Source organism: Coriobacteriia bacterium (genome assembly GCA_003149935.1).
In the GTDB taxonomy this organism is placed as follows: Bacteria; Actinomycetota; Coriobacteriia; order Coriobacteriales; family QAMH01; genus QAMH01.
Genome location: QAMH01000005.1, coordinates 123,648 through 144,650, shown reverse-complemented (window position 1 = coordinate 144,650; position 21,003 = coordinate 123,648). Strand labels below are relative to the sequence as shown.

The 21,003-nt window shown below is 60.6% G+C and carries 18 protein-coding genes and 1 tRNA gene; 1 reads left to right on the top strand and 18 read right to left on the bottom strand.

The window, feature by feature from the left end; translation table 11 throughout:
* The 5 genes from DBY20_02550 to argH form a co-directional block, all read right to left on the bottom strand.
* On the bottom strand, positions 1-618 hold the full coding sequence (locus DBY20_02550) for a flavodoxin family protein (protein ID PWL79655.1): 618 nt from the start codon (positions 616-618) through the stop codon (positions 1-3).
* Positions 619-750: 132 nt separating this feature from the next.
* Positions 751-827: transfer RNA gene (locus DBY20_02545), tRNA-Pro, on the bottom strand.
* A 115-nt stretch (positions 828-942) separates the two neighbouring features.
* Positions 943-2,157 carry a tyrosine--tRNA ligase gene (locus DBY20_02540; GenBank protein ID PWL79654.1) on the bottom strand — a complete coding sequence of 405 codons (1,215 nt, stop codon included), beginning with the start codon at positions 2,155-2,157 and terminating at the stop codon, positions 943-945.
* Between the two features lie 81 nt (positions 2,158-2,238).
* Positions 2,239-4,398 carry a peptidase U32 gene (locus tag DBY20_02535; GenBank protein PWL79636.1) on the bottom strand — a complete coding sequence of 720 codons (2,160 nt, stop codon included), beginning with the start codon at positions 4,396-4,398 and terminating at the stop codon, positions 2,239-2,241.
* A gap of 3 nt (positions 4,399-4,401) precedes the next feature.
* The gene (argH, locus tag DBY20_02530; GenBank protein ID PWL79653.1) at positions 4,402-5,808 is read right to left on the bottom strand and encodes an argininosuccinate lyase; all 1,407 of its coding nucleotides are present in this window, start codon (positions 5,806-5,808) and stop codon (positions 4,402-4,404) included.
* Between the two features lie 207 nt (positions 5,809-6,015).
* Here argH and putP point away from each other — a divergent pair, with 207 nt between their 5' ends.
* Positions 6,016-7,752: a sodium/proline symporter PutP gene (gene putP / locus DBY20_02525; protein ID PWL79635.1), complete on the top strand. Its 1,737-nt coding sequence runs from the start codon at positions 6,016-6,018 to the stop codon at positions 7,750-7,752.
* Positions 7,753-7,872: 120 nt separating this feature from the next.
* On the opposite strand, the gene DBY20_02520 is transcribed toward putP, so the two are convergent.
* The 13 genes from DBY20_02520 to DBY20_02460 all read right to left on the bottom strand — a co-directional run bounded on the left by DBY20_02520 (position 7,873) and on the right by DBY20_02460 (position 20,959).
* Positions 7,873-9,123 carry an argininosuccinate synthase gene (locus DBY20_02520; protein ID PWL79634.1) on the bottom strand — a complete coding sequence of 417 codons (1,251 nt, stop codon included), beginning with the start codon at positions 9,121-9,123 and terminating at the stop codon, positions 7,873-7,875.
* A 6-nt stretch (positions 9,124-9,129) separates the two neighbouring features.
* Entirely contained in the window at positions 9,130-9,564 is a 435-nt protein-coding gene (locus tag DBY20_02515; GenBank protein PWL79633.1) for an ArgR family transcriptional regulator, read from the bottom strand.
* 1 nt (position 9,565) lies between these two features.
* Positions 9,566-10,510 (bottom strand): ornithine carbamoyltransferase, encoded by a 945-nt coding sequence (gene argF, locus DBY20_02510; protein PWL79632.1) that lies wholly within the window; start codon positions 10,508-10,510, stop codon positions 9,566-9,568.
* Positions 10,507-11,727 (bottom strand): aspartate aminotransferase family protein, encoded by a 1,221-nt coding sequence (locus tag DBY20_02505; protein ID PWL79631.1) that lies wholly within the window; start codon positions 11,725-11,727, stop codon positions 10,507-10,509. Before DBY20_02505 ends, argF begins: the two co-directional genes overlap by 4 nt.
* Before the next feature lie 5 nt (positions 11,728-11,732).
* The gene (gene argB, locus DBY20_02500) at positions 11,733-12,728 is read right to left on the bottom strand and encodes an acetylglutamate kinase (GenBank protein PWL79630.1); all 996 of its coding nucleotides are present in this window, start codon (positions 12,726-12,728) and stop codon (positions 11,733-11,735) included.
* A gap of 26 nt (positions 12,729-12,754) precedes the next feature.
* Positions 12,755-13,975 (bottom strand): arginine biosynthesis protein ArgJ, encoded by a 1,221-nt coding sequence (locus DBY20_02495; GenBank protein PWL79629.1) that lies wholly within the window; start codon positions 13,973-13,975, stop codon positions 12,755-12,757.
* Between the two features lie 4 nt (positions 13,976-13,979).
* Positions 13,980-15,020: an N-acetyl-gamma-glutamyl-phosphate reductase gene (locus DBY20_02490; GenBank protein PWL79628.1), complete on the bottom strand. Its 1,041-nt coding sequence runs from the start codon at positions 15,018-15,020 to the stop codon at positions 13,980-13,982.
* Positions 15,021-15,164: 144 nt separating this feature from the next.
* Positions 15,165-16,373 (bottom strand): acetate kinase, encoded by a 1,209-nt coding sequence (locus DBY20_02485; GenBank protein PWL79627.1) that lies wholly within the window; start codon positions 16,371-16,373, stop codon positions 15,165-15,167.
* Positions 16,374-16,560: 187 nt separating this feature from the next.
* Complete coding sequence (gene xseB, locus DBY20_02480; GenBank protein ID PWL79626.1) at positions 16,561-16,815, bottom strand: exodeoxyribonuclease VII small subunit; 255 nt, start codon at positions 16,813-16,815, stop codon at positions 16,561-16,563.
* The gene (gene xseA / locus DBY20_02475; GenBank protein PWL79625.1) at positions 16,808-18,097 is read right to left on the bottom strand and encodes an exodeoxyribonuclease VII large subunit; all 1,290 of its coding nucleotides are present in this window, start codon (positions 18,095-18,097) and stop codon (positions 16,808-16,810) included. Before xseA ends, xseB begins: the two co-directional genes overlap by 8 nt.
* Before the next feature lie 72 nt (positions 18,098-18,169).
* The gene (locus DBY20_02470; GenBank protein PWL79624.1) at positions 18,170-18,874 is read right to left on the bottom strand and encodes a peptidase; all 705 of its coding nucleotides are present in this window, start codon (positions 18,872-18,874) and stop codon (positions 18,170-18,172) included.
* Between the two features lie 86 nt (positions 18,875-18,960).
* The gene (gene rnd / locus DBY20_02465; GenBank protein PWL79623.1) at positions 18,961-20,133 is read right to left on the bottom strand and encodes a ribonuclease D; all 1,173 of its coding nucleotides are present in this window, start codon (positions 20,131-20,133) and stop codon (positions 18,961-18,963) included.
* Entirely contained in the window at positions 20,102-20,959 is an 858-nt protein-coding gene (locus DBY20_02460; protein PWL79622.1) for a TerC family protein, read from the bottom strand. Before DBY20_02460 ends, rnd begins: the two co-directional genes overlap by 32 nt.
* Positions 20,960-21,003: the final 44 nt, after the last annotated feature.

Below are 21,003 nucleotides of genomic sequence, written 5' to 3'. Positions count from 1 at the left end.
CTACCGCACGAAGTTCGTCATGATCTGGGGTTCTTTCTCAGGCAGGCCGAACTCCTCCTTGCCAAGCGCGATTGCCTTCATGAGAAACGTCATGTTTCTTGCAAGCGTCCTCATCTGTTGCAATCCCTCGGTATCCTCCCCGGCCTCGCCTGGAAGTCTCCCGTGCACGCCATTCCAGTACTGCCCCGTGGCAATCGGCATGCCAGATATCCCAAAGTACTTGTTGAGCTCATCATAGGTCGCGGTGATGCCGCCGCGCCGCGCTGTCGCAACGGCCGCGCCAACCTTCATGGTCTTCGGAAAATGCGTGCTAAAAAACAGCCTGTCGAGGAGGGCGATCAGCGTCGCATTGGCAGAGGCGTAGTAGACCGGTGACCCGACTACCAGACCGTCAGCTTCCTCGAAAGCCGGAGCCAACTCGTTGACTATGTCATCAAAGACGCACGCACCCGTGTTAGCACAGGATCCGCACGCGATGCACCCGCGCACGTCAAGGGAGCCTACGCGCACGAGCTCGGTCTCGATGTCCTCAGCCTTGAAGACATCGATCATCTCGTCGAGGGCACGTGCCGTGTTGCCATTCTGTCGGGGTGACCCGTTAATCAGCAATACCTTCATTTCTACTCCCGAAAACTCGTCTTTATTCGACTCCTGACCAAGGTACACGCGCTGCACGGTTGCATATCCGCATGCGAAACGCACGCGCATCAAGAAGGCCAGGAGCCCAAGCCCCTGGCCTTGTGGTTTTGTTGGTCGGGGAGACAGGATTCGAACCTGCGACATCCTGCTCCCAAAGCAGGCGCGCTACCAGGCTGCGCCACTCCCCGACGCGGAGATGAAGTATACCGCACTTTCAGCGTCGTGTAGCGGCATTGTTACGGCAACGTTCGTCATGTGCCGAGGGGTCTGACCCCATGGCACATCGACCCCATGGCACATCCTCTACGCGAGCTTGGCCCACTTGCGCTTGCCAACCTGCAGCGTCGCATGAGCGAGCCGCGCGGCCGGCAAATGATACGTGCCCTTCTCGACAGCTTCGCCGTCAATCTTCACGGCACCCTGATCAATCATGCGACGACCTTCACCGCCTGAGCCCACGAGCTTGAGGTCTGCAAGCAACTTGGGCAAATAGACTCCGCCCTTCTCAGCATCCTCCTCGAGCTCGATATCGAAGACCTCAATGTCATCAGGTGCCGCATGCGCCTTGAAGACAAGGTCGAACTGTTCCTCGGCCGCAGCCGCAGCGTCAGCACCGTGATAAATCCCGATAATCTCGCGTGCAAGGCGACGCTTCGATTTGTTGGGATCAAGCTCCCCTGCTGCCAGACCTGCTTCGATTTCGTCGATCTCATCCACGGGAAGCGCCGTCGCCAGGCGGTAGTACCGAGGCATGAGCTCATCGGGGATGCTCATGATCTTGCCGAACATGTCGGCAGGCTCGTCGGTGAGACCCACGTAGTTGCCGTAGGACTTCGACATCTTGCGTACGCCATCGAGACCCTCGAGCAACGGAAGCGTCAGGCAGACCTGCGGCTCCATACCCTTCTTCTCCATGAGCTCGCGTCCGGCAAGCAGATTGAAGAGCTGGTCGTTACCGCCAAGCTCGACATCGGCATTGATGACGACGGAGTCGTACGCTTGCATGATGGGGTAGATGAACTCGTGCATGGCGATGGGCTGCTGGCTGTGATAGCGATTGGAGAAGTCATCCCGCTCGAGAATGCGAGCAACCGTGAAGTTGGAAAGCAGACCCAGCAAGTCGGCAAGGTCAAGGTCGAAAATCCAGTCACGGTTATGCACGACCTTGGTCTTCTCGGGGTCAAGCACCTTCATTGCCTGCTCCATATAGGTCTGGGCATTCGCATCAATCTGCTCGGCAGAGAGCTGCGGGCGCGTCGAGTTGCGACCGGACGGGTCGCCAATCATGGCCGTGCCGTCACCAATGATGAGCGTAACCTCATGACCAAGGTCCTGGAACTGGCGCAGTTTGCGCAGGGGCACGGCATGGCCAATGTGCAAATCCGGACTCGTCGGGTCAACACCGAGCTTGATGTTGAGCGGCGTGCCGCGATCGAGCTTTTTCTTCATGGCCTCAAGCGGCGTAATGCCCGCGACGCCTGACTGTATGATGTGGAGTTGTTCTTCGCTTGAAAGCACGTCTTTGCCTTTCACCAGACCTTATTGCTATGTAAATTCGCTATCTTAGCAGAAGCGCCCATGCCAATTGCGGTGGATGAATCACTCGACCGGCCTGAAGAGATGTCCCGTGGTCGTATCGGCGCTCTTCTTGATCTTCGTCCCGTTTATTCCGCTACGCACGCGATTGTGCGCATGCTCCGCTTCGCCTTCGCCCATGAGCGTCGCATCGACGGCGAACCCGCGCACGCCGGCACGCAGCAGGTCGCCGATCGCGTGCGCGACGTCGAGCGGCACGGCGTTGTAGATGTGCCCTCGCCCGCATACGTCCGTCGTAACCGGGAAGCGGTAGCCCTTGCGATCTTCCAGAAAGCGCGATGTCCCACAGCGGCGTGCGCATGTCGCGCAATGCTCGTCACAGGAACCTTCTGCCATGAGGAAGCAGTGGTCGCTCACCATGAGCTCCTGGCGGCCGATGACGATGATCCCGAGGGGAAGCGGCGACTCATCGGCCAGCAGCTTCATCTGGTGAAGCGTGAGCTCGGGCGAAAGCCAGACGAAGCTCGCACCGAGCGCGGCCCAGGTGCGGATGGCCTCGATATTGGTGGCGTACATGCGTGGTCCGATGGAGCAGCCCGGCTCGAACTGTTCGAGCGAGCAGGCTATGTTCGTGTCATCGAAACGAATGACCGTCGTAAACGGCGCCATATCGGAGAGGTCCGTCACACGCGTGATGTCGACGCCACCAGCGGACACTGCCGTCTGCCCGTTTGCGTCAAGCAGCGTTTCTTCGAAAGCGGCGAGTGCGGCACTGCGCGTCTTGTGCAGGGTCGAAAAGCCAATGCCCACGCCCTCGTCCAAATCGACCTGCCAGTCCTCGCACGTGAAAGGCGTGGAGCCGAGCCTACCCACATGCTCGATGACATCCTCGCGCGCAATTGCCTTGGTGCGTGCCTCCTCGATGACCGGGCCCATCGCTTTCGCTTCGTGACCCGCCTCATCACGCACGATAATCTCGAGCGGCTCGTCCTTCTTCATGTGCACGTCGATCGAAACCGGAATCTTCATCCCCGCCTCGGTACGCTCTTGCGCGGCAGCGGCGAGCTTGGCCGAGCGCACGCGAAACACGCGGTCGCCAACGGAGACCGGTTCGCGTACGCCCAGGTACTTCGTCTCGCCCTTGAGGGTATCGGATGCCTCAACGGTATAGGTGACGCGACCCTTGGAGGTCCAGAACTCGAGCAAGTCGCCCACGGCGATGTCGGTGCTCGCAGCAAGCTTGACCTTGCCGGCGGAATACCCCGTGACGCGTCCGACGGCAACACCGCGATTATTCGGACGCCGGTAGCCCATCATGTCGTTACCGCGTTCGCCCGCCAGGTAGCCATGCGTGAACCCACGGTTAAACGCCTCGGCTAGCACATCCTCAGCATCATCGGCGACCTCGTACGAGGCCCGGTCCTTCCATGCGCGGTCAATCGCCTCGCGATACGTTGCCGTGACCGTGGAGACATACTCGGGCGACTTCATCCGTCCCTCGATCTTGAGCGACGCAACTCCCGCTTCGATGAGCCGATCGACCATCCCGATGCCACAAAGGTCCTTGGGGCTCAACAGATACTGGCCTTCCTTCGCGAGCGTCTTGCCGTCTTCATCGACAAGCTTGTACGGCAGACGGCAGGGTTGGGCGCAGAGCCCCCTATTGGCGCTACGTCCGCCAATAAGCGACGAGAGCAGGCACTGCCCCGATTGGCAAATGCAAAGCGCACCATGCACGAAGACTTCAAGATCGACGCCAAGCTCGGCAAGACGCGCAATCTGCTCGATGGAGAGCTCGCGCGCAAGCGTCACGCGCGAGCAGCCAAGACGCGTGGCCAGTTCGATACCACGCTTGCCACGCACGTTAAGCTGTGTGGAGGCGTGAAGCTCGAGTTCGGGCAGCTCACGGCGCAGCACCGACATGAGACCGACGTCCTGAACGATAGCAGCATCAATGCCCGCTTCGGCTGCAGAGGCGACCATCGCGAGCGCATCGTCCATCTCGTCCGGAAACACGAGCGTGTTAGCCGTGAGATAGACACGGGCGCCGCGCAAATGGGCGTCACGGCATGCCGCACGCAGGTCGTCGATGGCGAAGTTATCGGCATTGCGCCGCGCGTTGAATGACCCGGCTCCCAGATAGATGGCATCGGCACCAGCGGCAAGCGCCGCCTCGAACGCCGCGCGGTTTCCCGCGGGCGCGAGCAGCTCCGGCTTTCTCATCGTCTAATCCGCCATGGCATTGGTATCGGCCGCGAGGCTCTCGCGTGCATGCTCGAGCTGGACCTTGACCGCGTCGTGACCCGTCGCGCCATAGGTCGTACGGCGTTCGACGACCTTGTCGATGTCAACGGCCTCGAGCGCATCGGCAGCGAAGTGCTCGTCAACTTCGGCAAGATCGTCGGCACTCAGCTCCTGCAAGGTCTTTCCCTGTTTCTCGCATTCGAGCACGAGCCTGCCCACGATGGCATGCGCCTCACGGAAGGGCACGCCCGTCCCAACGAGGTAATCGGCCAGATCGGTTGCCGCCATGAAACCACCGAGCGCTCCGGTGCGCATGGCATCCTCGTTAACCTGCATGGTACGAATCATGCCCGTCATCACGACGAGAGAGTTGCCAAGCGTGTCGACCGCGTCGAACACGCCTTCCTTGTCCTCCTGCATGTCCTTGTTATAGGCAAGCGGAAGTCCCTTCATGGTCGTGAGCAGCGCCATGAGGTCGCCGTACACGCGGCCGGTCTTGCCGCGAATGAGCTCGGCGAAGTCGGGGTTCTTCTTCTGGGGCATGATCGACGAGCCCGTCGAGTAGGCATCGGACAAGCGAATGAAACCGAACTCGTTACTCGACCAGTAGATGAGCTCCTCGCACAGGCGCGAGAGGTGCATCATGGCCACCGCGCAGGCATAGGAGAGGTCGAGGAGGAAGTCACGATCGCTCACGGCGTCCATGCTGTTTTCCGCCACGCTGGCAAAGCCGAGCTCGTCTGCCACGAAATGACGATCGAGCGGATAGGTCGTGCCCGCAAGCGCGGCGCTGCCCAAGGGCAGCACATCGGCAGCCGCGTAAGCTGCCTGCAGACGCTCGAAATCGCGCGTGAACATCCAGTAGTACGCGAGCATATGATGCGAGAAGAGCACGGGCTGCGCCTTCTGCATGTGCGTGTAGCCTGGCATGACGACGCCGAACTTGTCCTCGGCGAGCTCGAGGAGCGCACCGCGCAGGTCGAGCATCTGGTGTGCAAGGCCCGCGGCGAGCTTCTTGGCGTGATGGCGTGCATCGGTCCCGACCTGGTCATTGCGGCTCCGGCCCGTATGCAAGCGTCCACCTGCTGCACCGATGGCCTCGGTCAGGTTGCGCTCGATGGACATGTGAATGTCCTCATCATCGATATCGAACTCGAAATCGCCCTCGTCAATCTGGGCTGCAATGGCATCGAGTCCCGCGCGAATGCTCGCGGCGTCTTCCTCCGAGATCACGCCCTGACGGGCGAGCATAAGCGCATGCGCCTTCGACCCCTCGATATCGGACTCCCACATGCGCTTGTCGACGGGCAAAGACGCACCGAAGGCCTGCGTGAACTCCGTGGGAGAATCCTCGAAGCGACCTCCCCAGAGCGCCTCACTCGCGTGCATGCCGTCTGGGGAAGATGTTGTGTTCTGCATGGTGTACTCCAAGTTGGTTTGTTGCGACCAAACTGACAATATAGCAAAGATGCGCCGCTGTTCTTGCGGCGGGCGGCAAACATCCCGTCTACCTAGCGCTCTGCAGAAAGTTCCTTTCACTTTACCGTACTAAAGTTATAATAGTGCGCCACTAGGCTTTATGGACGAGAGGTTTTCATGAATACAGGAGATTACGCAGTCATCATCGCCATCTTGATCTACTTCATGGTGGTGCTCATCATCGGCTTTTCCTACGCGAGGCGTGCCAACAAGTCCTCGTCGGAGTACTTCCTGGGCGGCCGCAAGGTCGGTCCCTGGTTTACGGCCCTTTCAGCCGAAGCATCGGACATGTCGGGCTACCTGCTCATGGGCCTGCCCGGCCTCGCCTACTTCACCGGTGCCGCCGATGCGGGCTGGACGTGTATCGGCCTGGCACTTGGCACCTACTTCAACTGGTTGCTCGTCGCCAAGCGCTTGCGCCGCTATTCCGAAAAGGCCAACGACTCTATCACGCTGCCCGGTTTCTATTCCAATCGCTTCCACGACAGCAAGAACATCGTGAGCACGGTTGCCGCCGTCATCATCCTCATCTTCTTCTGCGTCTACACGGGCAGCTGCTTCGTCACCTGCGGCAAGCTCTTCAACACGCTCTTTGGCATGGACTATACGGTCATGATGATCTTCGGCGCCATCATCGTATTCCTCTACACGATGGTCGGCGGTTACCTCTCGGTCGTCGCGACCGACTTCGTGCAGGGCTGCCTCATGTTCTTTGCCCTGGCGGTCGTCGTCATCGGATCCATCACCATGGCAGGCGGCATCGAGAATACCGCAGCATTCCTCTCCGACATCCCCGGCTACCTCTCGATGGTGCAGACAGCTACGCCCGAGGTCGATGCCGATGGCGTCCAGTACCTGCTTGGCGGTGCTCCCGTCTTTGGCATTCCCGCCGAATACGGTCTGCTCACCATCATCTCGACCCTGAGCTGGGGCCTGGGCTACTTCGGCATGCCGCAGGTGCTCGTGCGCTTCATGGGCATTCGCAACGACAGCGAGATCAAGACCTCGCGTCGCATCGCCATCGTCTGGGTCGTCATCTCCATGTTCTGCGCCATCATGATCGGCATCATCGGTCGTTATCTCTTCCCCGCCCAATACCTCACCCAATCCGGTGCGGAGAGCATCTTCATCTTCCTGTCGCAAGTCATGCTCCCCGGTTTTCTCTGCGGCCTTGTCGTCTCGGGCATTCTTGCCGCCTCGATGTCGAGCGCCTCATCGTATCTACTCATCACGGGCTCTTCGGTTGCCGAGAACATCTTCCGCGGTGTCTTCAAGAAGAATGCCACCGACAACCAGGTGCTCATCGTGAGCCGTATCACGCTGGCCTGCGTCCTGCTCTTCGGCATTGCCGTTGCCTGGAGCGAAGATTCGATCATCTTCAACGTCGTCTCGTACGCCTGGGCCGGCCTGGGTGCCTCGTTTGGTCCGCTCACGCTCTTCAGCCTGTACTGGAAGCGTACGACCAAGTCAGGTGCCATCGCAGGCATGCTGACGGGTGCCGTCTCCGTCATCGTATGGCATAACCTCGTCAAGCCGCTCGGTGGCGTCTTCGGCATCTACGAGTTGCTTCCCGCCTTCATCCTGAGCTGCCTGGCAATCGTCATTGTCTCGCTGCTGAGCAAGGAGCCCTCAAAGGCCATCCAGTACGAGTTCGATCACTACATGGACGAGGAGCTCGTTGACCGCCATCTGGACGCCGTGCTCGAGGGCGGCATCCCGCTCAAGGGCGTCAACATGCCCGTCGACACGCCCATCCTGCCCAAAGAGGCCGAGGAAGTCGACGAGAAGGAGCCCGTCGTATTCCCTGATGGCGAGGTCGTCGTCTCCGAGGAGAATCCCAAGGACGACCGCTAGGGTCATCTCGCAAATGTGTCAGGGGGTCAGACCCCTCGACACAGGCATATCCGCAAAGAGAACGGGCCGCGCAATGCACGGCCCGTTTTTTGATGCCAGGAAGGCGATGATGTGTGTCTTCTAGACGACGCCGGGCTGACCCTCGTCTTGGCGGTGCTTGGCCCACACGCGCGTCGACAAGCCGAAGAGATCGATGAAGCCCTCGGCGCTGTCGCGGTTGAAGGTGTCGGCGGAATCGTACGTCGCCAGGCCATAATCGTAGAGCGAGTACTTGCTGCGACGCCCGACCGTCACGCAGCTGCCCTTGAGGAAGCGCAGGCGCACGTCGCCCGTGACGAGCTTCTGCGTCGTCGCGCAGAATCCGTCCAGGGCTTCCTTGAGGGGCGAGAACCACAGACCGTCGTAGACGAGCTCGGCCCACTTCTGCTCGACGATGGGCTTGAAGTGCAGAAGCTCGCGCTCCAGGCACAGGTCCTCGAGGGCCTTGTGCGCTTGGATGATGGACAGCGCGCCGGGCACCTCGTAGCATTCGCGGCTCTTCACGCCCACGAGACGGTTCTCGATCATGTCGACGCGGCCGAAGCCGTTGCGCCCCGCGATCTCGTTCATCTTGAGGATGATGTCGTGGAAGCTCATCTTCTCGCCATCCAGTGCACAGGGCACGCCAGCATCGAAGCTGATGACGACGTACTCGCCCTCTGCCGGGGCCTCGTAGCTCGAGGTGGTCATCGTGTAGATGTCCTCGAGCGGTTCGCTCCACGGGTCCTCGAGCTCACCGCACTCGATGGCGCGACCCCAGAGGTTGTCGTCGATGGAATAGGGCGAGGCCTTCGTCGTGGGGACGGGAATGCCGTGATTCTTCGCGTATTCCATCTCGTCGTTGCGCGTGTGCAGATCCCACTCGCGCACGGGAGCGAGCACCTTGATTTCGGGATCGAGACTCTGAATGGCGACCTCGAAGCGGACCTGGTCGTTGCCCTTGCCGGTGCAACCGTGGGCGATGTACTTCGCACCGTACTTGTGCGCGATCTCGACGAGATTCTTGGAGATGACCGGGCGCGACAATGCGCTCACCATCGGGTACTTGTTCTCGTACATGCAGTTGGCGGCCAATGCCTTGGTCAAGAAGTCATTGACGAACTCCTCGCGCATGTCGATGGCCAGCGCCTCGATGGCACCGACCTGCAGGGCCTTCTTCTTGACGAACTCGAGGTCCTGACGCTCCTGCCCGACATCGCCCGTTACTGCGATGACGTCGAGGCCCTTTTCCTCCATGAGCCACTTGATGCAGACGGATGTGTCGAGACCACCCGAGTATGCAAGTACGACCTTGTCCTTTTCCATTTCCATTTTTCCTTCCTTTCGAGTCAGCCGAGTTTACTTCTTCTCGAGCAGCTGGTTCACGTCATTTTGGAATCTCTCGCCCTGCGCGTCGTCAGCGCAAATGACGAGTATCGTATCGTCACCCGCGATGCTGCCGAGCACGCCCTGCGTTTGCGAGGCATCGAGTGCCGCCGCCACGCTCGAAGCCGTGCCGGGGTCGCAGAGGAGCAGCACCTGGTTTTGCGCCCGGCGCGTCTCGCGTACGGCACTTGCCGCGATCGAGCGGAGGCGGTAATCCTCCGGCAACATGTAAACGCCCCCGACATCCTTCTCGAGACCGAGGTCCGTGATGTCGCGCGAAATGGTCGCCTGCGTGACATCGAAGTCGCGATCGCGCAGCTGCGCGACGAGATCGGATTGCGTGCGGATGCGATTGTGCCGAACGAGGTCGCGAATCGCATCCTGGCGCTCCTTGCGCGCACTCGCCATGTTACTGCGCCCCCATCACGAGCGAGAGCAGGGCCTTCTGGGCATGCAGGCGATTTTCCGCCTCGTCGAAAATCACCGAGTACGGAGCATCCATGACCTCGTCGGTTACTTCCTCGCCACGATGCGCGGGCAGGCAATGCATGAAAAGGGCGTCATCGGCAGCCAAAGCCATGAGCTCGGCATTGACCTGGAAGCCCTCGAACTCGGCGACGCGCTGGTCATGCTCGTCCTCGTCGCCCATGGAAGTCCAGGTGTCGGTGATGACCACGTCGGCATCGGCAACCGCCTCACGCGGATCGTTGAAAAGCTCGATCGAGGCACCGGTCATGGAAGCGACTTTCTCACACTCGGCGATGACGACGGGATCGGGCGTGTGGATCGCGGGGAATCCCAGCTTCACGTTCATGCCCGCCAAAACGCCCATCTCGAGATAGGTATGGGCCATGTTGTTGCCATCGCCCACATAGGCGATGGTGAGGCCCGCGAGCTTGCCCTTGTGCTCGCGAATCGTCAGGGCATCTGCCAGGCCCTGGCAGGGATGGAAGTCATCGGAGAGCGCGTTGATGACGGGAATGCTCGCCCACTGGGCGACCTCGACCACCTTGCTCTGCTCGTAAGTACGCAATACGATGGCATCGACAAAGCGTTCGAGCACGAGCGTCGTGTCCTGCACGGTCTCGCCGCGACTGAACGCCGAGTGGTCATCGCTCATGACGAGCGGATGCGCCCCCAGGCGATAGGTGCCGATCTCGAAGCTCGAGCGCGTGCGCAGACTGGGCTTCTCCATGATGATGGCGACGGCCTTGCCCGCGCAGGGGGCATCGTGCACGCCGTTCTTCCAGTCGGCCTTTTGCCGTGCGGCCGTATCGAGCACGAGCGTGAACTCCTCGGGCGTCAAATCGAGCAGACGCAGGCAATCGCGTCCGGCGAGCGTGTTCTGGCTCATTGTGCAACCTCCTCGTATATGGTCGGGAGCGCTTCGGCGAGCGCATCGATGTCATCCTTCTCGATGATGAGCGGCGGCAGGAAGCGAATGATATCAGCTGCCGGGGCATTGAGCACGAAGCCATGCCGCAACGCGTTGAGCACCACCTGATTGGCAACGGGCTTGTCCAGGCTGATGCCGCACATGAGGCCCTTGCCGCGCACGTCGGTAACGAAGGGCAGCTCGGCCAGGCGGTCGCGCAGGTAGGCACCCATCTCGTTCACGTGATCGAGGAAGCCCTCCTCGCACATGATCTTGGTGGTCGCATCTGCCGCCGCGCAGGCGAGCGGGCCGCCACCAAAGGTCGTGCCGTGCATGCCCGGCTGCATGAGTGCGGCAAGGTCGGTCTTGGCGGCAAACGCGCCCATGGGGATGCCATCGGCGATGCCCTTTGCCATCGTCACGATATCAGGCTCGATACCATAGGACTGGAAGGCGAAGTACGATCCCGTGCGGCAGAAGCCCGTCTGCACCTCATCGACGATGAGAAGCATGTCGCGCTCGGAGGTCATCTCGCGAGCCGCCTTGAGGTATTCGAGCGAGCAGGGCCAGACGCCGGACTCGCCCTGGATGCACTCGATCATGAGCGCACAGGGGCGCGTGCCATCGACCTCGCCGTCGAGCGCAGCCGCGAGCGCGTCGATGTCGTTGAGCGGGGTGCGTCCAAAACCCGCCGGAAGCGGCGCGAAGGGGTCCTGCTTGTTGTCCTGCGCCGTTGCCGCAAGCGTGGCAAGCGTCCTGCCGTGAAAGGACTTCTCGGCCGAGATGATGCCGTAGGCGCCGTCGAGGTTCTTGGCGCCCCAGAGGCGTGCCAGTTTGATGGCGCCCTCGTTTGCCTCGGCGCCGGAGTTGGCGAAGAAGCTCTGCCAGACCGCTTCCGTACCATGCGCGAGCATGTCCGAGATGCGCTCGGCGAGCTCGCCGCGATGTTCGATGTAGAAATAGTTGCTCACGTGGACAAGCTTGTTTGCCTGCTCGGTGATTGTCTCGGTGACGCGCGAGTTACAGTGCCCGACGCTCACGACGCCAATGCCCGAGAGGAAGTCGCGGTATTCGTTTCCCTCGTCATCGATGAGCCACTGCCCCGCACCCGAGACGAACTCGACCGGCTTGCGCGCAAAGGTGTGCATGACGTAGGTGTCGTCAAGCTGCTGCGCCTTGTCGAATTGCTTTCCCATGTCGATTACTCGCTCCTTCCGATGGTCTGGATGGACTGGTCGAGCTTGCTTGCGAAGTTGCTCACCGGTGCCTCGACGAAGTCCGGATCCATCGAATCGTCCTGATGACGCACGATGAGCGTACCGACACCCGAGTCGGTGAAGATCTCGAGGACAAGCGAATGGGGGACCGTGCCGTTGATGATATGCGCCTTGCGCACGCCCGCCGAAAGCGCCGTCACGCAGGCATTGATCTTGGGAATCATGCCACTCGACATCGTGCCCTCGTTGGCGAGTTCGACGGCCTCGGAAAGCGCCATGCGGAAGACGAGCGTCGACTTGTCGTCGAAGTCCGTGTAGATGCCGTCGACATCGGTGATGAAGACGATCTTCTGCGCACCGACCGCCGCCGCGATCTCGCCTGCGACGGTATCCGCGTTGATGTTGTAGTCGCCATCGTCACCATAGCCAACCGTCGCGATGACGGGGATGTAGTCCGCTGCGAGCAGATCCTCGATGAGACGGGTGTTGATGGACTTGACCTTGCCCACGCGCCCGAGCTTCGGGTCGAGCGGCTCGGCCTGGATGATCTTCGCGTCGGCACCATTGAGGCCGACGGCAACCGACCCATGCTTGTTGATGGCGCTCACGAGGTCCTGGTTGACCTGGCCGACGAGGGTCATCTTGACGATCTCCATCGTCTGCTCGTCGGTCACGCGCTGACCACCCTCGAAGTGCGTGGGGATGTCGAGGCGTTTGAGCATGGCGTTGATATTGGGGCCGCCACCATGCACGATGATGGGATTGGCACCCATGAGCTTGAGCATGATGATGTCATCGACGACCGCGTCGCGCAGCTCGCCTGCCACCATGGCCGCTCCGCCGTACTTGATGACGACCGTCTTTCCCGTGATGTCCTCGATCCAGGGCAGCGCGTCGAGCAGCACGCGGGCACGCAACTGATTGGGAAGCGCGTCGATGTCCGCTACGTCAACTTCGTCGTATTTCTTGCGATACTGCATGTTCCCCTCTTGTCTTCCTATCTGGACTAGCTCCGATAGTCGGCGTTGATGTGGATGTACTCGTGGGTGAGGTCACAGGTCCACACACGCGTATCCGCGCCACCACCCGTGCCAAGCGAAACCTCGATGACGATCTCGTCGTCCTCGAAGCGGCGTAGCGCCTCGTCCTCGTCAAAGCCGCACGGCAAACCCGCGCGCAGCACGGGCATGCCCATGATGTCGATGTCGACGTCATGCTGCTCGAAGCTCGCGCCACTGCGGCCGAGTGCCGCCGCAATACGGCCCCAGTTGCAATCGTGCCCCGCGATGGCCGTCTTGACAAGCGGCGAATTGGCGATGGTGCGCGCCGCCTTGTCGGCATCGGCTTCGTCCCTTGCGTCGCGCACGAAGACGGTCACGAGCTTGGTGGCACCCTCGCCATCGGCCGCAATCTGACGTGCGAGGTCTTCGCAGACGACACGCAGCGCCTCTGCGAGCACATCGGCTGCTTCGTCTGCATCGGCGACGGGTGCGCCCATGCCGCTCGAGAAGAAGAAGACGCTATCGTTGGTCGAGGTATCGGAATCGACCGTGACCTTGTTGAAGGAGGCATCGACCGCCGTTTGCAACGCGAGACGCGCATCACTGGGCGCAATGGGCATGTCGGTGGTGATGACGGCGAGCATGGTCGCCATATCAGGCTGAATCATGCCCGAACCCTTGACCATGCCGCCTATGGCATACTCGTTGCCATCGTAGACGAAGCGCACGGCATGCTCCTTGGGATGCGTATCCGTGGTCATGATGGCGCATGCCGCATCATGGCCGCCGTCTTTCGACAGCGCCTCGACAAGAGCGGGAATGCCCGTCTCGAAGGGCCCCCAGGGAAGCTCGACGCCGATGACACCCGTCGAGGCAACGAGCGCCTCGCCCTCGGGCAGCCCCAGGGCACGGGCGGTCACCTGCGCCGCCTTGCGCGCGATGGCAAGGCCCGGCTCGCCTGTCGCGGCATTGGCGTTGCCGGAGTTGAGCAGGACGGCACGCGGCATGTGATGTGCGAGCAGCTCGCGATCGACCTGCACGGGCGCCGCGCAAAAGACGTTCTTCGTGAACATTCCGCACGCCACCGTATCGGGACCATCGGACACGACAAGCGCGGCATCGAGACGTCTGGGGTCCTTGCGAAAACCGGCATGCACGCCAGCCGCCCTAAAGCCTTCAGGCGCCGTCACGCCATTCTTGTCGTAACTAAACTCAACGTCTCTCATTTTTCTACACCACCGGACAACTATAGGTAAGACCGGCGGTTTCCTCGAAACCGCACACGAGATTCGCAGCCTGGATGGCCTGGCCGGCCGCGCCCTTGACGAGATTGTCGATAGCGCAACTCGCGACGAGCAGCTTGCCATCCGACGCGAGATGCAGACCCACCTGCGCCCGATTCGAGCCCTCGACCCATGAGGTCTGCGGCATGGTGCCGATAGGGCATACGCTCACGAACGGCTCGGACGCATAGCGCGCGGTATAGACCGCATGCAGCTCCTCAATGGTATGCGGCACGTCGAGCGGAATGTAGACCGTCGAAAGCAAGCCTCGCACCATCGGAACGAGATGCGGCGTGAAAATGACCTCGACATCGGCGCCGGCAGCGCGCGAGAGCGTCTGGGCGATCTCGGGCGTATGACGATGCGGCAAGCCATAGAGCCCCACCGACTCATCCGCGTTGCAGAAATGCGTCTTGGGCGTCGCCTTGCGGCCAGCGCCCGACACGCCGGAAAGCGCCGCGATGGTAACGGGGCCCTCGCCTTTGAAGCCGGCTTCCATGATGGGCAAAGCCGCCAAGGCGGAAGCCGTGGGGTAGCAGCCCGGACAAGCGACGACGGGTGTACCCGCCTTGAGCTCAGCGCGTGCGACCTCGGGCAGGCCATAGACCGCCTGCGCCAGCAAATCGGCGCTCGTGTGCTTGGCGTCGTACCACGCCTCGTATACCTCCGGATCGGCCAGACGATAGTCCGCCGACAAATCTATGACCTGGACGCCGGCGGCAACGAGCGCGGGCGTCATCGCGAGCGACGCCGTATGGGGCACGGCGAGAAAGGCGACGTCGGCCTGCGCGGCGATGCGTTCTGCATCATGCGCTTCGAAGCTCAGATCGCATATGCCGGTAAGAGCCGGATAGAGGCTCGCGATGCTCTCACCCTCATTGCCCGACGAGGTGATGCAGGTCAATTCAAACTCGGGATGGCTCAGCAAAATGCGTACCGCCTCGACGCCGGCATACCCTGCCGCGCCTACAACTGCTGCCCTCTTCATGTGCTTCCCATCTAAACGGATGAAATGATACTTGGATGGTATTGTGGACCGATTTTCGGCATAATTCAATAATTATTTTCTTTTATGCAATATTTATGCATTTATTTATTATTTTATGCAATATGAAGCAAAACAAGGAGCGCCTTATGCAGCCGCGTTAGCCTCGTTTGCAAGACGGACGGCGTCACGCGCGATCATGAGCTCCTCGTTGGTGGGGATAACGAGGATCTTGACCGGAGAGCGTTCATCGCTGATGATGCGCTCCTCGCCCATGACCTTGTTAGCCTCGTAGTCGAGGACGATGCCGAGTGGCTCCATACCGCCTAAGATCATGCGACGCATGCGCTCGGAGTTCTCACCCACGCCACCGGAGAAGACAATGGCATCGACGCCGCCCATCTCGGCCATGTACGAACCGATCATCTTCTTGGCGGAGTTGGCGAACATGTCGTATGCGAGAGCCGCACGCTTGAGGCCGGATTTGGTCGCCGCGTCAATGTCGCGCATATCGGCCGAGATGCCGCTGATGCCGTAGAGACCCGACTGGCGATTGAGAATCGTGATAATCTCGTTGGGGGTGTAGCCCTCCTGCTCCATCAGGTAGGTGACGATGGAAGGATCGATGTCGCCGCTACGCGTACCCATGACGATGCCGCCAAGCGGGGTGAATCCCATCGAGGTGTCGACTGACATGCCGTGATCGACAGCAGTCACCGAACAACCGCCACCCAAATGGCAGGTGATGAGCTTAAGATCCTCGGGCTGCTCGCCGAGCATCTCGGAAGCACGCTGAACAAGGTAGCGATGCGAGGTGCCATGCGCGCCGTATTTTCTGATGCCGAACTGCTCGTAGAACTCGTACGGAATGGCATACATGTACGCACGTGGCGGCATAGTCTGGTGAAACGCCGTATCGAATACGCAGACATGCGGAACATCGGGCATGATCTCGCGGCAGGCGCGAATGCATTGCACCGCCGGCGGATTGTGCAACGGGGCAAGCTCGGAGCAAAGCTCGATGTCGGCGACAACCTGGTCGTCGACGAGCACCGACTCGCTGAACTTCTCGCCACCATGCACGATGCGATGGCCAACGGCACCGATCTGATCGAGGCTGTCGATACCAGAGTCAGGGTCCTTGGCGAGCACGTCGAGCACCATCTTGACGGCGACGAGATGGTTCTCCATCGGCTCTTCGAAAACGCGCTTGTCGTTCTTGTTCCAATGCTGCACGAAGGCATCGGAATACCCGACCTTCTCGCACAGGCCGCGTGTCACGAGCTCTTCGGTTTCGGAATCGATGATTTGGTACTTGAGGGATGAACTACCCGCATTGATCACCAGAACGTACATCGGCATCCTCTTTACGCCATAACCTTAAAAATACGTATTCTGTATTCTCTCATATCACGAAGATGCCGTATATGCATGATGCCGCAAGCGGCTCATGCGCAGTTGGGCGTGACAGTGGGGACGGGGCTTCTGTCACATCCATGGATGTGACAGAAGCCCCGTCCCCACTGTCACGCCCTGTCCGCTTCTAGCTAAGCGTCGTGTCGATGCTGTCGTCGTTCTCGGGCTCGAGCTCGCCCATCAGCACCGTGACCTTTTGCTGGGCCTCGTTGAGGCGCTTCTGCAGCGACGCAAGCAGCGCCACGCCGCGCTCGTAGCTCTCGATGCTCTGCTCGAGCTCGATTTGATTGCTCTCGAGCGAGCGAACGATGGCGGCGAGCTCCTCAAGGCCCTCCTTGAAGCTCAGGTTGCCGACCTCTGTTGCCGTGACTTCCTCAGACATGCGCTTCCCTTTCTATCGCATTGACGGTGCAGGCAAGCCGCCCGTCCTGGACTTGGACCTGAATATGATCGCCGTCGTTGACGTGCTGCACGCTATCTACGATGGAATGGCCATCGGCGGCATAGGTGATGGAGTATCCACGGCTCAAGGTCTTGAGCGGCGAGAGCGCATCGAGCTTTGTCGCGCAGAGGGCGATGTCGCGCCCGAAGCCGTCACAGAGATGCGGGCCGAGATTGAGCAGCCGGCCCTTGAGTAGCTCGAGCGCATGGGCATCTGCCCGAAGCGCATCGGGGATGGCGCGCAGCAGGCGCTCTTCCATGGCATCAAGCGTCTGGAAATACGAGCCGGTGAGGTAGTGGGTATCGTGCCAAAGCGGACGGTCAAGCAAACGGTCAAGCTGCGCTTGTTGCACTTGCATGTAGTTCTCTACGGAGCGACGCAGGGCATCCTGGGCGTTTGCCAGCTTGTTGGAAAGCTCCTCGGTGGAAAGCGCGATGGCCTCCGCTGCCGCCGTGGGCGTGGAGCAGCGGCGATCTGAGACCATGTCGCAAATCGAATTGTCTGGCTCATGCCCGATACCCGTAACGACGGGGATGGGAGACGCCGCGACGGCGCGCGCGAGGGACTCGTCGTTGAAGGGCATGAGATCCTCGTAGGAACCACCACCACGCACGAGCAGGATGACATCGGGCGCAGGTGTGGCCGCGCAGGCTGCCTCAAGACCCTGAATGATGCGCGCAGGGGCATCCTGGCCCTCGACGGGCACGCCGCAGATGAGCAGCTCTCCGAGTGGATAGCGGCGCCGCAGCGTGCGAATGACATCGTGCACAGCCTTGCCGCGTGGCGAAGTGACGACGGCAATGCGTTGCGGCAGTGGAGGTACGCGGCGCTTGCGGCTCGCGTCCATGAGGCCTTCTGCCTCGAGCTTGCGAGCAAGCTGGGCGACCTGCATGCGCAGCTTGCCCTCCCCTGCCACCTGCATGGAAGCTACCGAGAACTGAAGGCGGCCCTTGGCGGGATAGCAGGAGAAGTTACCCGTGAGCTCGACGAGCATACCCGCCTGCAACGTGACGCCCGATGCGTTGTAGCGATCGCGCCACATGAGACAGGGCATGGAGCAGTCGTCATCGTGCACGGTGAAGTACGCGGCCTTATAACCGGGCTTGTCATTGAATTCCGAAACCTCGCCGATGACGGTAAGGCGAATCTTCTCGAGCCCGCGCTTGGCCGCGTTCATGGCCTGCGTCACGGTATATGCAGAGCTTTGCTCCGAATCTTCCATCACACCCACCTTCACGCTCTTACATCTGTGCAGTCATGATACGCGTCGGGTGTGACATGAAAACGCACACCGCTAGTCTCCACGTACCATGCCGAGGAAGTACAGGAGCTGCAGAACGCTCGTGAGAGCCGCGGCCACGTAGGTGAGCGCCGCCGCCCTGAGAACCGTACGGGCACCATCGGCCGTGGCATCGCCCGGAATGGCCAGCGCCTGCGTAGATGCCGTGACAGCACCCGAACTCGAACCCGTGATGTAGGCAAGGGCACGACGCGAGGCATTGAACTCGACGGGCAGCGTGACGATCTGGAAGAGCACCGCGAACGCATAGAAGATGATACCCAGCCAGAAGAGCTGCATCATGTTGAGGAAGATGCCGATGAGCAGCAGGATGAGCCACACGCTCGAGCCGAAGTTGGCTATGGGGACGAGTGCGGAGCGCACCTTCATGGCGGCATAACCGCGGGCGTGCTGCACCGCATGGCCGCATTCATGGCAGGCGATGGCCATGGCCGAGACGGAAGCCTGGTCATATACGCCCTCGGAGAGGCTGACGACCTGCGTGCGGGGGTCATAGTGATCGCTCAGCGAGCCGGCGACGGGACGCACTTGCACGTGCTGCAAGCCGTTATCGTCAAGCATACGGCGAGCGATCTGCGCGCCCGTGAGACCAGACTCGTTGGGAACGGAAGCATATTTGCGATACGACGAGTTGATATATGCCTGCGTACCGAAGCCAAGCGCCATCGTAACGATGATCAAGAGAAACCAGGAAGACATGGGTACCTCCAAAAATCAGGGGACGCATTCATCATAGCAGTGCGAAGCCTGCCGAGGGTAACCGTTTCGTTCCGATGTGGATGCGCCTAGCGCCGTGCGACCTCGATTGCCCCATCGCACAGGTACAACGAGAGACGGCCTTCGAGCAGGTCGATGAGCTCACAACCTGCGATGTCGTAACGCCATCCCTCCATGAGCGCCAAGCCCTCACGATGTCCGCGCACGAGCTTCGAGAGGTCGGAGTGCGTCGCGATGAGAGGCGCTGCGACGCCATGTTGCTTGGCGCGCACCTCGAGCAACGAGGAAAGCAGCTCGACGGCGCCGTCTGCCTCGACATCGCCCTTGGGATTGCGCTCGAGCTTGGGCCACTGGTCCTGAGGCATCTCCTTGCCACGAGCGACCGCCTCGAGGATGTGCTTGACGTCGCGGCCGTTGAGCTTGTTTGCCAGGCCGCGAACCTCGAAAAGCGCCTCCCTCGTCTTGGGCGCTTTGCGGGAGATTTCCACGACCGCCTCGTCGGCAAGCACCCACTTGCGGGACAAGTTGCGATGCTGTGCCTCGGTCTCGCGCCAAGCGGCAAGTTCGCGTGCGATGGAAAGCTGACCGCGCGAAAGCGAGGAGACGCGCTTGATCCGATGCCAGCACTCACGCGGATTGACATCGTAGCTTTCCGGGGCGGCAAGCGCGGTGAAGTCTCGCTCGCACCAGGTAAGACGACCTTTCTCGATGAGCTCGTCACGCAGGTGCTCGTATACGCTCGGCAGGTAAATGACATCGTCAAGGGCATATTTGATCTGACTGTTCGTAAGCGGACGACGTGACCAATCGGTGTAGCTATCGGCCTTCGCGAGCTTCACATCGCAGACCGAGCGCACGAGCGGCCCGTAGCCAACCTGGAGCGGATAACCCAGAAGCGAGGCGGCGACCTGCGTATCGAAGACCGGAGAGGGCGTGACCCCCGTCTCGTGATAGAGAATCGCAATATCCTGCGTACCCGCATGGAAAATCTTCACGCAGTTCTCGTCGGTGAGAATGGGGACGAGCGGCGAGAGATCATGGACCGCAAGAGGATCGACAAGCGCGGAGACCTTCCCATTGTTCAGCTGCAGCAGGCAGAGCTTCGCGTAGTAGGTTTTCTCGCGCATGAACTCGGTATCGATGGCGAGCAGTTCCGAGCCTTCGAGCTCGCGTGCCAGCTCCTCGAGTTGCGCTTGCGTCGTCACGTACTTACTCAACCAAATCCCCCTCGTGCCCTGCATTATCAGATATGGCGCGCTCGCGCACATGACGCTGCTTCATCGTGAGAAGCGAGACGATGAAACCGAAGATCATCATCGCGTAGAGCAAGGTGCTCAAAGGAGCCCCGACGATGTACTCGATATGGAAGGACTCGAGCACGAGCTCGCAGCCCACGAGTACGATGAAGGCGAGCGCGACAATCTTTATCTCGAAGTTGCGATTGATGAAGTCGCTGATGGGGTCGGCAAAGATGATCATGATGAGCACGGCGCCGATGACCGCGATGATCATGACGATGATCTGGCCGGATAAGCCCGCGGCGGTAATGACCGAGTCAAGCGAGAAGACGATATCCATGATCATGATGGTGAACACGGCCTGGCCAAGCCCGATTGTCTTGCGCGGCTGCGGCGCCGTGTGCTCGGACGTCGGAGCATGCTTGGCGGCATGAAAGGATTCATGCAGCTCGCTGATGCCCTTGAAGATGAGATACGCACCGCCAAGAAGAAACACGAGGCTGTGCACGGTGAAGTCGGTGTGGTCACCTTCGATGCCAAAGGGCAGCGTGAACACGACGACGTTAATGGACATGATCCAGACCACGGCGCACAGCAAAATGCAGCGCATGACCATGGCCGCAGCCAAGCCGAGCCTGCGCCCTATGTGCTGCTTGTTTTCCGGGAGGCGATCAGAGGTGATTGCAATGAAGACGAGATTGTCGACGCCGAGGGCCAGCTCCAGGAACATGAGAACAACGACCTCGCCCCATCCATCGACAGTTGCGAGCGGCGCAAAAAAACTTGCTAGAAACTCCATATTGGCTCCAAGGGCAAGACGAGTGCCCATCTATTTGCATCGCGTATGACAAAACGCCTGCCATTATACGGCAA

Excerpts from the sequence above, each read along its gene's own strand:
- DBY20_02460 (PWL79622.1), bottom strand. The coding sequence starts at position 20,959 with ATGGGCACTCGTCTTGCCCTTGGAGCCAATATGGAGTTTCTAGCAAGT.
- DBY20_02515 (PWL79633.1), bottom strand. The coding sequence starts at position 9,564 with ATGGCGAGTGCGCGCAAGGAGCGCCAGGATGCGATTCGCGACCTCGTT.
- DBY20_02535 (PWL79636.1), bottom strand. The coding sequence starts at position 4,398 with ATGAGAAAGCCGGAGCTGCTCGCGCCCGCGGGAAACCGCGCGGCGTTC.
- DBY20_02550 (PWL79655.1), bottom strand. The coding sequence starts at position 618 with ATGAAGGTATTGCTGATTAACGGGTCACCCCGACAGAATGGCAACACG.
- putP (PWL79635.1), top strand. The coding sequence starts at position 6,016 with ATGAATACAGGAGATTACGCAGTCATCATCGCCATCTTGATCTACTTC.
- xseA (PWL79625.1), bottom strand. The coding sequence starts at position 18,097 with ATGGAAGATTCGGAGCAAAGCTCTGCATATACCGTGACGCAGGCCATG.
- DBY20_02495 (PWL79629.1), bottom strand. The coding sequence starts at position 13,975 with ATGAGAGACGTTGAGTTTAGTTACGACAAGAATGGCGTGACGGCGCCT.
- argH (PWL79653.1), bottom strand. The coding sequence starts at position 5,808 with ATGCACGCGAGTGAGGCGCTCTGGGGAGGTCGCTTCGAGGATTCTCCC.
- argF (PWL79632.1), bottom strand. The coding sequence starts at position 10,510 with ATGAGCCAGAACACGCTCGCCGGACGCGATTGCCTGCGTCTGCTCGAT.
- DBY20_02470 (PWL79624.1), bottom strand. The coding sequence starts at position 18,874 with ATGTCTTCCTGGTTTCTCTTGATCATCGTTACGATGGCGCTTGGCTTC.
- DBY20_02485 (PWL79627.1), bottom strand. The coding sequence starts at position 16,373 with ATGTACGTTCTGGTGATCAATGCGGGTAGTTCATCCCTCAAGTACCAA.
- DBY20_02490 (PWL79628.1), bottom strand. The coding sequence starts at position 15,020 with ATGAAGAGGGCAGCAGTTGTAGGCGCGGCAGGGTATGCCGGCGTCGAG.
- xseB (PWL79626.1), bottom strand. The coding sequence starts at position 16,815 with ATGTCTGAGGAAGTCACGGCAACAGAGGTCGGCAACCTGAGCTTCAAG.
- argB (PWL79630.1), bottom strand. The coding sequence starts at position 12,728 with ATGCAGTATCGCAAGAAATACGACGAAGTTGACGTAGCGGACATCGAC.
- rnd (PWL79623.1), bottom strand. The coding sequence starts at position 20,133 with ATGCAGGGCACGAGGGGGATTTGGTTGAGTAAGTACGTGACGACGCAA.
- DBY20_02505 (PWL79631.1), bottom strand. The coding sequence starts at position 11,727 with ATGGGAAAGCAATTCGACAAGGCGCAGCAGCTTGACGACACCTACGTC.